This is a genomic window from Shewanella sp. NFH-SH190041 (genome assembly GCF_024363255.1).
GTDB lineage: Bacteria > Pseudomonadota > Gammaproteobacteria > Enterobacterales > Shewanellaceae > Shewanella.
Genome location: NZ_AP026070.1, coordinates 3,458,012 through 3,473,230 on the forward strand (window position 1 = coordinate 3,458,012; position 15,219 = coordinate 3,473,230).

Below are 15,219 nucleotides of genomic sequence, written 5' to 3' on the forward strand. Positions count from 1 at the left end.
CTATGCGGCAGGAATATCCCATCTTTAAAACAGTGACAAAGAGCAACGGATGCGCGCAACTTTACAAAACGCCATTATTGAACAGCTCAAACCCTTGCTGATGGAACCGGATTTTGAGGTTGCCTTTAACCGCCTGACGGCAACAGAGTCCAATTCAGACCGGTTTCTCATTAAAATGGAACTAAACCGTCTGAAAAGTACCTGCACCCGAATTATTGATTTGCGAGATAAAAGTGAATTTGACTGTCAGACTGTCACCCAAGGTCAACAACAACACTTTCTTGATGCCCCTGCGATTGAGGTCTTTCACAGAACATTAGCCATATACGGCAATCTCTATACCACAGGGGTATATGAAGCTGTGATGGACAGTCATCAACAGCGTCGGCAGCAACAGTACACACCGAGCGATAATTCGTCTGCGCCCCCCTCCGACACTATTACTCACAGTGCCTATCCGGTGCCCAAGATTGTACTTGGCAGCTATTTCAACCGTAATGAAACCCGGCTGTATTACCGCTTAGAGGTTATTGTGACTCAGGCAGGCATTCCACCAGTACAAGGCTACAGTATTGATTTATCCCTTAATGGCGCACAGATCCGATTGCCTGCTGATACGCAATTACAAACGGCGCTACCGGTCAGGCTACTACTGCCAAAACTTAAACAGGAATATCTGCTTGATGAGCTCAACCAAGGAATTGAATACCGGATTATCAGCCAACAAGAAGTGGAGAATGAACAGCTTTACAGTCTGCAGCGCCTGCCCGGCAGCGACAAACTCGACACCTTACTCAATAACCTGATTAACAGTTATAAAATCCGTTATAGAGCCGATATCAGTGATGTGCTGCAAACCACGACCGGCCTCGGGCTTGAGCAGCAATACCTCCCCCACATGCCTCATCTGCCACTGTTTATCGGTCAGGACAATCAGCAGCCAACGGTTCAATTTGCTCTATTGGGACAAGATAACCTCACGACACTCAATTATTTTTTGGATGAAACCCAGTGTAATCAGTTATCAGCCATGCTTTCTCCCGACCGACTAAAACAGCTAATCGATTGCCAGACGAGTGACGCCCAGATCATGTTCAGCTTCTGTCATCAGCGACAGGGACAAACCTTTTTCTACTCAGCTACTTTGACTGAGCTCAAGGCCAATGGCCTGCTCAACCGTTTTCTCAGTTATGGTGCGAGCAAGCCCGGCTGGCGGATATTCAAAGTAAATTGCAACAAAATAGACCATCAGCAAACTTATAAGGTCTCTGTGTTACCCGGAGAGCAAAGCTGTTATGCCCCTTTAATCGAGCAACAACTTAGCCAACTTAGCCATGTAATTCATCTGACAGATATTACGCACAGCGCAGCAAATCAGCTTTACCGCCATCGCCCATCTGATGGTGATGCCAATCAGCTAAAAATCTTCGGACAGCCTAAGTTACGCCGCAGTATGGTAAAACTTATCGCCCTCCCACTCGCTGATAAACGAAAAGACGCCAGAGTTAAGCAACAAGCTGAAATCAGCCTAACCACGGAAACACACAATATCGAAGGCTGGCTACACAATATCTCTTCCCAAGGGGTACAACTGCGCCTGCCTCACCCGGCAAGTTTGAGTACTGGTCAGCAGGTTGAGGTTCGCTTTACCCACGATAACCTCCCCACACTTAACTGCAACCTGGTTAAACTTGGCCGCGGTGGTCGTATTGTGCACCTGAGTGCCTTAACAGCCCATCACAGTGAGGATTTCATCACTGTGATGGAAAAACTCAAACAACAGTCGCCACTCCCCACCCTAGGCAATGAGCACTCAGCGTTGGCAGAAGGACTGAAAAACATCATGATGCGTCACCTGCCGGGCAATATTTTCTTTCTCGAAAAACAACAGGGGCATATCTTTATTTCCGCTATCGGCAGTAGCCCACATGGAGAGCAACCCGCGGAGATATTCAAGCAACCAGAAGAACAACGCTTTGAGCTAGGCCCGTTATTGCAAGATGGTCTGCTAAGCAAAGCAATCATGCCAGTGCTGCGCAGTATGCGTCCCAGATACAGTCAAGAATATGTTGAGGTATTTATCCGAGTGTCCCACCAAGGGCATATTCAACATTGCTATACATCCCAAACACTCAATAACCTAAAGGCACAGTTGGCATTTTGGCAACAAAGCCAAACCTGTGGGCAATTTATCGCCCTAAGACTGGCCTTTGCCGCCGCACGTAAACCAGATTTAGCGCCTATTCAGCGGGAATTGGGTTACCTGTCACGTCAAGCTGCCCACAAAGCAAAAGCGTTACAACAACGGTTATGGCGGATTATTGCCGTGGGAGATATCACCAATATCACTGAAGAGGTAAACCTGCGGTTTGGCAGCCTGACAGCAACGAAGCAAAAATAACGAGGATGTAAAGTTAAGCGTTAATGTGTATCGTCATTATAGCTAAGGGAATAATCGCAATTGTCGTAGCCTTATGCCGCGTGCAGAAATACACACGACCTGAGCTTAAAGATACAGCTTAAAGATATGTCAGCACTTATTGTCAGTATTTTGGTACCAGGCAAGCACTTCAGGGAAGTGATCCTGCTCCGCATCGGGATGGGTTAACATTGCCCCATGGCCATAATTACGTCGGTAACCATTTTGCCGTGAAAGCAGAGTATAACGGGCGTCCGCTAGCCCGCATTCCTGCATCATATCCCGCACATCACAAGGATTGCCTAGCACTGCATCCGCCGCGCCAGCAATAAACCAGCTGCGCGGCCAACGACACTGCCGCGCAGCTGCGGCATAATCGAAGCCATCATCACCGTCAATCCAGCGACCTTGCACCCAATCAATACTCTGCAATAAGGCTGAGCGGCTTTCACTGTCCATGCCGATTTTCCATTTATCAGCCGCTAAGTACCCCTGACGCAAGGTTAACCAAGGGGCTAACCGATTCCAAATCACATCCACCATCAGCCATTTTTTCAATGACTGCACCCGGATAGTCCGTTTAGAGCCAAAGGTCAGCAAGGAAGCGGTTTGAGACTGAAGCTCAGGAAAACGAGCCAGCGCACTGGCCATCAACACGCCACCCCAAGAGTGGGCACACCAATGAACTTGTTTGACATCTAAATGGCGGCTGAGAATAAAACGATGGGCCTGCGGCAATTGTTCCCGAATAACTTCGCCCTGCCCCAACATGCAGCCAGCAGCAACGCTCGGGGTACTCTGTCCCCGCCCTGCACTATCAAGGATATACACTGTCATCCCCGCACGGGCTAAGAAACAGGCCAGTCCCCGCCCGCTATCACTGTAAAATACCCGACCATTGGACATTACCCCATGCAACATCAACACAGGCACACTATGATGTACTGATGAAGACATCCCCTCAGGCAACGTCACTGCAGACGATGCTATAAGAGGCGCAATACAGCGCAAATGCAGTTTGCCATCCCGGTAAGGCAGCCAAAAAGAACGCTGACTGATATGGTCCATCATCACCATCCTTATGCTGATTACATTCCTCTCGCTAAACTACGTCAGCCTTCTCCCCAAGGCAAATCAACCTGTCATACCGCTACCGCGAGGAGAATAAGGGCAAATAATCAATGCCCTTGTTGCTGCAATAAAAACGGTAATACTTGTAAATCAAGCTGGCAAATTGCCGCATCAGCGCGTTGCTTAAGCTTATCCTTGCCATGAAAAGCGATGCCCAAAGCAGCCTGCTGCACCATGGGAATATCATTGGCACCATCACCGATGGCCACACATTGCGTTGGAGCAATCGCAAATTGTTCAGCCAACTGGATCAGGATTTGCGCCTTGCGATTAGCATCAACAATCTCGCCGCACACTTCTCCGGTCAGAACGTTATCGGCAATCACCAGTTGATTCGCAAAGGCTGCATCCAGCCCCAAACGCTGACGCAATGCATCAACAAACGGGGTAAAACCGCCAGAAGCCAACGCAACACGCCAGCCATAATGTTGCAGTTCAGCGACCATTTGCTCCAATCCCGACATTAACGGTAATTGTTGCAGTAACTGCCCGATGATTGCCTCATCAGCACCGGCCAATGTTGCTACCCGCTGGCGTAGACTCTGGGTAAAATCCAACTGTCCCTGCATTGCCAACTCTGTTACCTTGGCAACCTTATCGCCAACCCCTGCCAATTTTGCCAGCTCATCAATACATTCAATCTCAATGGCAGTGGAGTCCATATCCATTAACAGCAACCCTGGCATATCCAACCTTGGCAACACGGCCGGCAAGGTAATACTGTCTAGCTGTGGCAAGTGCGCAAGTTCATCCAAGACCGTCTGAGAAAGGGGCTGCTCGGCCGAAATCTCCACACCACACAATGCATTTTGCCGCACCAGCGGGCATAAGCTGACTAGCTTTGCCACCCCAAGGAGCCATGTCACCACAGCCGAGGTCTCATCACTGCGCCAAATTAACCGATGACGCCAAGCGTTAGGCGAAGCTTCACTATGCCAGTTCAAATGGCAATCAGCCTGTTTAGCGCGGTTAATCAGCTCAGTACACCACAAGGGGAATTGTATTGATAAAACCTCAAAAGATTTGTCCATCTTAATTCACGTTCTCCAACTAAAATAAATAAGCGTCTTGTATCTGCTAGCGCTATTTCGCCCCATCGGATAAATCATTTATGATGGTGTAAAACATACAAAAAGTTTTCAAGGTTTCTTGTGTTATATCTCAAAGGGCTAAAGAAAATTTATCAATTTACCCGACTACTGCAACTACTTATCGCCGCGGGGCTGATTTTCGCACTGGTGCAGTTATGGTATGCCAGCCTGCTGCAGGGACAGCATTTGTTGGCCCATCAAAGTGATAAAATGGCTCGCATGATGGTGCAACAAATGGCTTACAGTGCCGCCCCTGCACTTCAGTTAGAAAATGATGAGCAGTTGCAATGGCTAACCCATGCCTTGGTGCAAGATCCTAAGGTTATGGCAGCAACCATTTATGATGCCGAAGGCAGACAGCTGTCTTTTGCCCAAAGTATCTCAGTCGAGCCATTACAGCCAGACTCTCCCCAATTAATTAAACTGCTCAAACCATACCCGCCCTTCGTTGAAGCGATATATCAGGACAACCTAAATCTAGGATATGTCGAGGTTAATCTAGCGCCACAGCTGTTTTTCAATGAAATTAAAGCCGCGCATCAGATAAATATGGAGCAACAGCAATTGATGTTGCTTATCGCAGGCATCATAGGCTTTTTACTCAGCCGGACCTTCTCATTTAAGCGGGCGGACTTTGATCGCCGCCGCAGCCGTGTGGCCCGGATCAGAGCCGCCGCCAAAACAGCTTCGCGCAATGGCTAAACCTTTTTAGGACGGGACACTGTTTCAGGACGGAACAACAGCCATAAAAAAGGCCCCATGATGGGGCCTTTTCTTGAGAAACTCGCTGAAATTACAGTGTCAGTGCAGCTTCCAGAGTCATTTCCAGCATATCGTTGAAAGTGGTTTGACGCTCTTCAGAAGAAGTCACTTCACCAGTACGGATATGGTCAGAAACGGTTACCACGCACAGAGCGCGAGCACCAAACTCTTTAGCAACACCGTACAGGCCGGCAGCTTCCATTTCTACGCCCAGAACACCCATTTTTTCCATGGTGTCAAACATACTTGGTTGTGGGGTGTAGAACAGATCAGCAGAGAAAACATTACCAACGCGGATTTTGGTACCACGGGCTTTCGCGGCATCAACAACAGCACTCAGCAGATCATAATCAGCAATCGCTGCGAAATCCTGACCTTGGAAACGCAGACGGTTAACGTTGGAATCAGTACATGCGCCCATGCCCACGATCACATCACGCACCTTCACATCAGTGCTGATTGCACCACAGGTACCCACGCGGATCAGGTTCTTCACACCATAGTCTTTAATCAGCTCAGTTGCGTAGATAGAGCAGGATGGGATACCCATACCTGAACCCATCACAGAGATACGTTTGCCTTTGTAAGTACCGGTAAATCCCAGCATATTGCGAACATCAGTGACTTGCTCAACATTTTCTAGGAATGTTTCAGCAATGTACTTGGCGCGCAGTGGATCGCCTGGGAACAGTACAGTTTCAGCAAATGCGCCGTCAACGGCATTGATATGTGGTGTAGCCATCTAGTAACCCCTGTATTTATCTCATATTGTTGCCGGCGGCATTGCCACCGGCCTTATTGCATTAGCGAATAAAAGATTCGCCGTATTCCATTGGTTCCAGCCCATGGAAGCTGGCAATGGATTGACCGATATCGGCAAATGTATTGCGTTTGCCAAGAGAGCCTGGCTGTACACCGCCACCCAGTACCAATACAGGCACATGTTCACGGGTATGGTCGGTGCCCTTCCAGGTTGGATCACAGCCATGATCCGCAGTCAGGATCAGTAAGTCATCTTCATCTAGCAGCGCCAATAGCTCAGGTAGACGCGCATCAAAATATTCTAATGCACGAGCATACCCGGCAACATCACGGCGGTGCCCATAGTGTGAGTCAAAATCAACGAAATTGGTAAAGACAATGGTATTTTCACCGGCCTGTTTTACCTGCTCCAATGTGGCATCAAATAGTGCTGGCAAACCTGATGCTTTGACTTTCTGGGTGATACCGCAGTGGGCATAAATATCGGAAATTTTACCGATAGAAACCACTTCACCACCGGCGGCTTTCATTTTATCCAGCACAGTTTTTGCAGGTGGCTCAATCGCATAGTCGTGACGGTTGCCAGTACGCTCAAAATCATGTGCACCAGTACCGACAAACGGACGCGCAATGACTCGCCCGATATTGTACGGCTCCAGCTCCTCCCGGGCAATTTCACACAAACGATACAGATTTTCCAGGCCAAAGGTCTCTTCATGGCAAGCGATCTGGAATACCGAATCGGCTGAGGTATAGAAAATTGGCATACCGGATGACATATGCTGCTCACCCAGCTCTTCCAAAATGGCGGTACCAGAAGCATGACAATTACCTAAAAACCCTTCAAGCCCTGCCCTAGCCAAAATTTTATCGGTCAACTCCTGAGGGAAAGAATTCTCTTTATCCGCAAAATATCCCCATTCAAACAACACAGGCACACCGGCCATTTCCCAGTGTCCACTTGGCGTATCTTTACCTGAGCTGATTTCTGCAGCATGGCCATAGGCGCCAATCACATCTGTTTCAGCAAAGCCTGGGGCAAATTCCCCGGTACTTTCTTTAGCAGCCATCGCCAGTCCCAGCTTGCTCAAATTCGGCAAATTCAGTGGGCCTTGACGGCCATCATCAGCCTGACCTTCGGCACACATGCGGGCAATGGCGCCAAACGTATTGGCACCGACATCACCGAATTGGGCGGCATCTTCGGCAGCACCAATCCCGAAGGAATCCAGCATTAATATAATGGTACGTTTCATAAGTCTTTCCTCTACAGGTCCGAAGCTCGGATCGCTCGATATACTTCTGGCGTTGCTTGAGGCTGAATATCATCCAGCACAATCGCCTCTCTGACAGCTGCCGCAGCCAACTCAAAGTCAGCTTCAGTACGAGCATGTACCATAGCAATAGGTGTGTCAGAGGTTATTTCATCCCCCAGGGCGCATACCTGACTCAGCCCTACGCTGTAGTCCAGGGCATCCCCAGGTTTACGTCTACCGCCGCCTAAGCCGACAACCGCCATCCCCAACGCACGGGTATCCATGCTATGGGCAAAGCCGGTCTGCATGGCATACACAGGACGAATAATCTGTGCTGTTGGCAGGTATCGATCATAATGTTCTACAAAATCAGCAGGGCCACCCAGTCCAGCCACCATCAGGCCAAACACTTCAGCCGCGCGACCATTGTCCAAAACAGCATCGAGCTTCGCTTTGGCTTCCTGCTGTGTTGCGGCTAAACCACCGAGCAGGAGCATTTCACTGCACAGTGCCATAGTCACAGCATAAAGACGAGGGTTACGGTACCGACCGGTCAGAAAATCGACCGCTTCACGGACTTCAACAGCATTTCCGGCGCATGAGGCCAGTACCTGATTCATATCCGTTAACAGGGCGGTCGTGCGGGTACCGGCACCATTCGCCACAGCCACAATACTGCGGGCTAAATCTTCCGATGCTTCGTAAGTTGGCATAAATGCCCCACTACCGACTTTGACATCCATCGCCAGAGCATCAAGCCCTGCGGCGAGTTTCTTGGATAAAATGGATGCGGTAATCAGGGGGATGGATTCTACTGTAGCCGTGTTATCACGCACAGCATAAAAACGTTTATCTGCAGGAACTAAATCGCCGGTCTGGCCGATAATCGCCACCCCGACTTCTTTTACAACTCGGCGGAACAATTCACTATCCGGCTCCGTCTGGTAACCCGGGATAGCATCGAACTTATCCAAAGTGCCACCGGTATGGCCTAATCCCCGGCCAGAAATCATTGGCACAAACCCGCCACAGGCAGCAATCATGGGGCCTAACATCAAGCTGGTAACATCTCCTACCCCACCTGTGCTGTGTTTATCTACCACAGGACCTGGCAGGTTCAGTGCATCCCAGTTGAGTACGGTACCTGAATCACGCATTGCAGTTGTCAATGCAATACGCTCATCCATGGTCATGTCGTTAAAATACACCGCCATGCCCAGTGCGGCAATCTGTCCCTCAGAGACAGTATTTTCAGTAATACCTTTAACGAAAAACTGAATTTCTTCGCGGCTTAACGCCAGCCCATTACGCTTTTTACGGATTATTTCCTGTGCCAAAAACATGAAACTGCCTCCGAGGATATGCCTGTTAGCGAGCGGTTATCCCGCTCAAACCAAGTTGGAAACATCAAAAACTGTAATATTGTTTCACTTGATACTAACTCAGTTCCGGCCTATCCCCGAGGACATGGATCACAATCCGAAAGGTATTAGTAACCTTTTGTTACAGCAGGCTTATCTGCTAATTCCAGGGTATGCAACAAGCTGGCCAGTAAGCTGGATGCACCAAAGCGGAATGTCCGGGCACTCACCCAGTCATCCCCCAAAATACGTTCAGCAGTACCGAGGAATTCAGCCGCAGCGGCAGCATCACGTACGCCACCGGCTGGTTTGAAACCAACTTTGCGATCTTTTTCACTGATTACAGTCAGCATAATTTCAGCCGCTTCCAACGTGGCATTAACCGGTACCTTACCAGTAGAGGTCTTAATGAAATCAGCACCAGCGTCAATCGCCAGTTCAGAAGCGCGGCGGATTAAGGCAGGATCTTTCAACTCACCGGTTTCAATAATCACTTTCAGCAACACATCGTCACCACAGGCTTCTTTACAGGCTTTCACCAATTCAAAGCCTACAGTTTCATTACCCGCCATTAATGCGCGATATGGGAACACTACATCCACTTCATCAGCACCGTACGCCACCGCTGCGCGCGTTTCCAATACGGCAATGGCAATATCATCATTACCGTGAGGGAAGTTAGTCACAGTGGCAATCTTGATATCGTCAGCACCCAGTTCCATAAGAGTTTTACGGGCAATCGGGATAAAGCGAGGATAGATACACACAGCCGCAGTATGTCCGGCTGGCGTCAATGCTTTATGACATAGCTCGATCACTTTCTGATCGGTATCGTCATCATTCAGAGTGGTTAAGTCCATCAGGTTGATGGCACGTTGTGCAGCTTTTTTCAAATCGCTCATAATTGCTCTCCAAAGCACAAATCAAATGAGTCAAAATCTGTCATTTGGCGGCATCTGAAAAAGCTGGCAATCATCAGCTGGCCGGGTCTTCAGACGCTGCCAGATGCAATAACACCTGACAAAATAAGTCGGTATTCAAATTTGATAACGAGTATCACGACTTGAATCCATGAAGACCGGAAGGGAGAAAGGATACAACACCCTTTCAGCCTGTCCGCGAAAATTCCGTTTTAGCGCGAGAAAAGTTCACTTTATTTAAATTTACTGCTTGTCAGCAATGAATTTAAGTAAAGATTTATAAAAACATGATCCTGATTACAAGGAAGCCGCAAAACTGCGGCTTCCGATAGTCGTTAATTCACGTATAAATTAGAAATTGTATTTCAAGGAGAATACGACACCATCTTGGTAAGTGGCTGACCCCAGCTTGTTATCAGCATAGCGGTACTGCACGCCAGCGGTAAATTGAGGCATAGGCAACCACCACAGTGCAACAGCACCATTCAGACCAGTTTGCTTACCATTTACCACTTCATACTCAGATGCACGGGCAAACTCAATTTCGTTCCAGTTAGACACCATAAATGATTGGCCTGCAAGGTCAAAGTTATAACCCAGAACCCAACCCGTCATACCACCGTTAAAGCCTGCGCCAATGAAGTTATTATGGACATAATGAGCCCCAATAAATGGTTTCACCCACAGACCAAAATCAGTGTTCAGATCATAACTCACACCCAGAGTCACGTTTTGCTCATAGAAACCGGAGGAGTCTGCAATACTGTAGATCTGACCATAATAGTTAAAGTTGGTATCGCCCATATTGATGGCGATGGAACCTTTAGATGCGATGCGGAAAGCTTCAGCTTTATCTTTGGTTGTCAGATAATCTTTATTCCACTCACCCTTAGTTGGGTTTTCGAAATCGATAAAGCCGTAAACATCACCCCAATCAAATCCTGCACCACCTTCAATTTCTAGGTAGGCAAAATCTTCTTTTCCGCCATTGGTGCGGGCGGTGGTGCCATCGGTCCAATCCAGGTAGTTGGCGGATACGTTGGCAAATCCATAATACTGTTCAGCTGAAGCTGTTCCAGCAGTCATAGCGGCAGTGGTAGCAGCGGCTAAGGCTAATATTCTAATGTTATTTTTCATCATCAACCCCATTTCTATTGGTTTACTGCTTGTTAGCAGCGTTTTATTCTGCAGGTGCATTTTATCCTTAAAGATGAAAATCGCAACTACTTAATTTGATTGGATAAATAAATGACAAACTAATGTTAATTTATAGTTTAATTACCTACCATCCAGCCACGAATAACCCACAAGTCTCCGCTTGTTAAGTCTGGTGCAATCCATGCTTGTAAATCGGTTGTTGAGCTTTTTATATTTTTGATAATCCGGGCTCAGAAAGAGCCCGGAGGATGTGAGGTTACATCGCCAGGAATAAACCGGCGAGTGTCGCACTCATCAGGTTGGCCAGAGAACCGGCAATCACTGCACGGATACCCAGTTTAGCCAGATCGTGACGGCGGTTTGGTGCCATAGCCCCTAGACCACCGAGCAAAATTGCAATAGAAGAAAGGTTAGCGAAGCCACACAGTGCGAAGGAGATAATCGCCTGGGTTCTGAAGCTCATCGCCGCTTTGGTCGTTTCCACACACAAAGGTAGTGTGTCTTTCACCACATCAGCAGCCACAGAAGTACATGCGGTGGCAGCATGATTGATATATGGGGCAAAGTTCAAATAAGCCACAAACTCGTTGACGACAATCTTCTGACCGATAAAGGAACCAGCCACCAGAGCTTCATTCCAAGGCACACCAATCAGGAAGGCCAGTGGCATAAAGATATAGCCTAAGATCATTTCCAGACTCAGGTGCGGCATACCGAACCAACCGCCAATACCACCGAGCATACCGTTCAACATGGCGATCAAGCCAACGAATGCCAGCAGCATCGCACCCACGTTTAACGCCAAATGCATACCAGATGCAGCACCAGCTGCGGCGGCATCCAACACGTTAGCAGGCTTATCAACATCTTCTGGCAGATCTTCCATTTCATTAATGGTTTTTTCTGTCTGAGGATGCATCAATTTCGCCATCAACAAACCACCGGGAGCCGCCATAAAGGATGCCGCTACCAGATACTCAATTGGTACTCCCATCTGGGCATAGCCAGCCAGTACTGAACCGGCAATGGATGCCAGACCACCAACCATAATGGCAAACAGTTCTGATTGAGTCATGGTAGGAATAAATGGACGCACAACTAATGGGGCTTCGGTCTGACCTACGAAGATATTAGCAGTGGCGGACATAGATTCAGTGCGGGATGTACCCAGGGCTTTTTGCAGGGCGCCACCGATAATACGGATCACCCACTGCATCACACCCAGATAGTACAGCACGGCAATCAGTGAGGAGAAAAACACAATCACTGGCAGCACGTTTACGGCAAAAATAAAGCCCAGTTTGAATTGGGCTAAATCTCCGAACAGAAAGTTGATACCGTTTTGTGCGTATCCGATAACAGAAGACACTGCGTCAGATACCGACTTAAGAATGTCTTTACCTATCGGCACGTACAAAACAAAACAACCGAAGGCCGTCTGAATTGCCAAGGCCCCCCCCACCGTACGGTAACTAATCGCCTTGCGGTTATTCGATAGGAGATAACCTATCGCAAGCAGGACGACCACCCCTACTAAGCTCATAATAATATTCATTTAACCATCACCCTATTGTTAACATTTATTGTTTATGTTGTTAACCAACCTATTTCCAGACCAAATTATATCGAAGACGCAGGGGAAAATCGCTGTTTTGATCAAAGTTTTGAAGTTTAATATCATCAGGTTAACTGAATAAAACCAATCACTTCAAAAGCTGTTCAGCTAAAAAAATCTATCGCTCAAATAGTTGTGATGCATTAACCGATAACTGTTCATAAATAGAGACAGATGTTTTTTTTTGCAAACAGGCGATTTTTTCAACAACGCAAGGCAGAAGTAATGGGGTAGATGACTGACCAGGAATGGGAGACATAGATGGCGAATCAGTTTCAACAACTATTTTGTTAACAGGGAGTTGTGTAACAGTATACTGTAATTTTCTGGCATTATCCTTCAGTAGTAATCCACCCACGCCAATAAAAAAACCTAAGCGAATATACCGCTGTGCTAACTCAAGACTGCCTGAAAAACCATGAATAACCCCCCGAATCCCAGTGTGCGCATCCAAGCAGGCCAACAACGCATTATGGGCTTTGACGCAATGCAGGATCAGGGGTAATTGGTAACGCTGTGCCAATTCAATATGATGGTTAACATAATCCAACTGAATCGATAGCGCCGGGCCTTTTCGAGTATCTAACCCGGTTTCACCAATGGCCACCAAGCTCGATTCCATTTTTCCCTGTTTAAGGGCGCTATCCAGCGCAGATATATCGTCTTCTATACGCTCAGGTGCCATATACCAGGGATGTATTCCCAATCCATAACGGCAATGATACTGCTCAGCAATTTGCTGTACCCGCGACCAGTATTGTCGCTCTACCGCAGGAATCACAGCCCCAGCAATATTGGCTTGACGCATCTGAGCAAACAGCTGAGCCCGTTCAGCATCAAACTGGGGGAAGTCGAGATGAGCATGGCTATCAATCAGCATAATGACTCCTTAAAGTTTTCTCATAACAAAACAGGCAGCCGAAGCTGCCTGTTAGATGCTGTTAATCCGTGTGATTAATGTTCACGGGTCTTAGCAAACTCAATGTCCGGATAACGCTCAGCAGACAGGTTCAGATTTATCATGGTTGGCGCGATATAAGTGAGATTATCACCACCATCCAATGCCAAATGGCTGGAACACTTACGACGGAACTCTTCCAGCTTACGTTCATCACTGCTGTAAACCCAACGTGCAGTCGCTACATTTACCGCTTCGTAGATAGCTTCAACGTTATATTCAGATTTCAGACGAGCAACCACCACTTCAAACTGCAGCACCCCCACAGCGCCAACAATCAAATCGTTGGAATCCAGTGGTCGGAATACCTGCACAGCGCCTTCTTCTGACAACTGCACCAAGCCTTTAAGTAACTGCTTTTGCTTCAGCGGATCTTTTAAGCGAATGCGACGGAACATTTCTGGAGCAAAGTTAGGGATACCGGTAAATTTCAGATCTTCACCTTGGGTAAAGGTGTCACCAATCTGAATGGTCCCGTGGTTATGTAAACCGATAATATCTCCAGCAAAGGCTTCCTCAGCACGCTCACGGTCACCGGCCATAAAGGTCACCGCATCAGAGATACTGACAGTTTTGCTGATGCGCACATGCTTCATCTTCATACCCTGAGTATATTTACCGGATACAATGCGCATAAAGGCGATACGGTCACGGTGCTTAGGATCCATATTGGCCTGAATTTTAAACACAAAACCGGAGAATTTCTCATCATCTGCCGTTACCAAACGATCACTGGTTTGACGTGGCATCGGCGCAGGTGCCCATTGAGTCAAGCCATCCAGCATATGATCCACACCAAAGTTACCCAGTGCAGTACCGAAAAATACCGGCGTCAATTCACCGGCTAAAAACAGCTCTTCATCAAATTCATTGGATGCACCAACCACCAGTTCCATCTCATCACGCAAGGTGTCAGCCAAATCGCTGCCTACAGCATCATCCAGTTCTGGGTTATCCAGCCCTTTGATGATCCGCACTTCCTGAATCGTGGCACCTTGGCCAGTTTGGTACAGGATGGTTTCATCACGGTGAATGTGGTACACACCCTTAAATGACTTACCACAACCGATAGGCCAGCTGATTGGTGCACACATCATATTCAGCTCGGTTTCTACCTCATCGAGCAGCTCCATCGGATCACGAATATCCCGGTCCAGCTTGTTCATAAAGGTGACAATCGGAGTATCACGCAGACGGGTCACTTCCATCAGCTTACGGGTACGGTCTTCCACACCTTTAGCTGCGTCAATCACCATTAGACAAGAGTCCACCGCCGTCAGTGTACGGTAAGTATCCTCAGAGAAGTCTTCGTGTCCTGGAGTATCGAGCAGGTTGACCAAGCAATCATTGTATGGGAACTGCATAACAGAGGTGGTCACCGAAATACCACGTTCTTTTTCCATCTCCATCCAGTCAGATTTTGCATGGTGGTTAGAGCCCCGGCCTTTTACGGTACCGGCTGTTTGAATGGCCCGTCCGTGCAACAATACTTTTTCAGTAATAGTGGTCTTACCGGCATCCGGGTGAGAGATAATAGCGAAAGTGCGGCGTTTGCCCACTTCCTGCTGCAGTGAATTAGACATGTGTGACTATCTTCTGGTTAACCGACGCAGCCTGACAACGGAATAATTCCGGATAGCACGGCGCCGGGTAGGTGAATCAAATTTGTCGGCTATTTTCCCTCATCGCCGGATGATTCACAATCATAGTGGTTAATTTAATCCACAGAAACTCTGACCAAGCGGTATGTAGATGTTTCATGCTGATTTCGGTAATTTGCACCGCA

The 15,219-nt window shown here is 47.9% G+C and carries 12 protein-coding genes; 2 read left to right on the forward strand and 10 right to left on the reverse strand.

The genetic code is table 11. The annotated features are described in order from the left end of the window. The first annotated feature begins 49 nt into the window (after window positions 1–49). Complete coding sequence (locus NFHSH190041_RS15365; protein ID WP_261922622.1) at window positions 50–2,401, forward strand: PilZ domain-containing protein; 2,352 nt, start codon at window positions 50–52, stop codon at window positions 2,399–2,401. 129 nt (window positions 2,402–2,530) lie between these two features. Here the strand turns inward: NFHSH190041_RS15365 and NFHSH190041_RS15370 are convergent, their stop codons facing one another. Together NFHSH190041_RS15370 and serB are read right to left on the reverse strand one after the other, a co-directional pair. Beyond that, a complete protein-coding gene (locus tag NFHSH190041_RS15370) occupies window positions 2,531–3,490 on the reverse strand; it encodes an alpha/beta fold hydrolase (RefSeq protein WP_410010838.1) in 960 nt (319 codons plus the stop codon). Between the two features lie 107 nt (window positions 3,491–3,597). Then, window positions 3,598–4,581: a phosphoserine phosphatase SerB gene (gene serB, locus NFHSH190041_RS15375; RefSeq protein WP_261922624.1), complete on the reverse strand. Its 984-nt coding sequence runs from the start codon at window positions 4,579–4,581 to the stop codon at window positions 3,598–3,600. A gap of 120 nt (window positions 4,582–4,701) precedes the next feature. Between serB and NFHSH190041_RS15380 the strand changes: the two genes are divergently transcribed. Continuing rightward, complete coding sequence (locus tag NFHSH190041_RS15380; protein WP_261922625.1) at window positions 4,702–5,343, forward strand: AhpA/YtjB family protein; 642 nt, start codon at window positions 4,702–4,704, stop codon at window positions 5,341–5,343. Between the two features lie 91 nt (window positions 5,344–5,434). On the opposite strand, the gene deoD is transcribed toward NFHSH190041_RS15380, so the two are convergent. The 8 genes from deoD to prfC all read right to left on the reverse strand — a co-directional run bounded on the left by deoD (window position 5,435) and on the right by prfC (window position 15,016). Continuing rightward, window positions 5,435–6,145, reverse strand: a complete 711-nt coding sequence (deoD, locus tag NFHSH190041_RS15385) for a purine-nucleoside phosphorylase (protein ID WP_261922626.1) — start codon at window positions 6,143–6,145, stop codon at window positions 5,435–5,437. Window positions 6,146–6,206: 61 nt separating this feature from the next. Beyond that, window positions 6,207–7,421: a phosphopentomutase gene (locus tag NFHSH190041_RS15390; protein ID WP_261922627.1), complete on the reverse strand. Its 1,215-nt coding sequence runs from the start codon at window positions 7,419–7,421 to the stop codon at window positions 6,207–6,209. An 11-nt stretch (window positions 7,422–7,432) separates the two neighbouring features. After that, a complete protein-coding gene (gene deoA, locus NFHSH190041_RS15395; RefSeq protein WP_261922628.1) occupies window positions 7,433–8,764 on the reverse strand; it encodes a thymidine phosphorylase in 1,332 nt (443 codons plus the stop codon). Between the two features lie 146 nt (window positions 8,765–8,910). Next, entirely contained in the window at window positions 8,911–9,684 is a 774-nt protein-coding gene (gene deoC / locus NFHSH190041_RS15400) for a deoxyribose-phosphate aldolase (protein ID WP_261922629.1), read from the reverse strand. A gap of 369 nt (window positions 9,685–10,053) precedes the next feature. Then, entirely contained in the window at window positions 10,054–10,842 is a 789-nt protein-coding gene (locus tag NFHSH190041_RS15405) for an outer membrane protein OmpK (RefSeq protein ID WP_261922630.1), read from the reverse strand. A gap of 274 nt (window positions 10,843–11,116) precedes the next feature. After that, window positions 11,117–12,415, reverse strand: a complete 1,299-nt coding sequence (locus NFHSH190041_RS15410; RefSeq protein WP_261922631.1) for a NupC/NupG family nucleoside CNT transporter — start codon at window positions 12,413–12,415, stop codon at window positions 11,117–11,119. A gap of 178 nt (window positions 12,416–12,593) precedes the next feature. Beyond that, window positions 12,594–13,355 carry a TatD family hydrolase gene (locus NFHSH190041_RS15415; protein WP_261922632.1) on the reverse strand — a complete coding sequence of 254 codons (762 nt, stop codon included), beginning with the start codon at window positions 13,353–13,355 and terminating at the stop codon, window positions 12,594–12,596. Window positions 13,356–13,429: 74 nt separating this feature from the next. Then, complete coding sequence (gene prfC, locus NFHSH190041_RS15420) at window positions 13,430–15,016, reverse strand: peptide chain release factor 3 (protein ID WP_261922633.1); 1,587 nt, start codon at window positions 15,014–15,016, stop codon at window positions 13,430–13,432. Window positions 15,017–15,219: the final 203 nt, after the last annotated feature.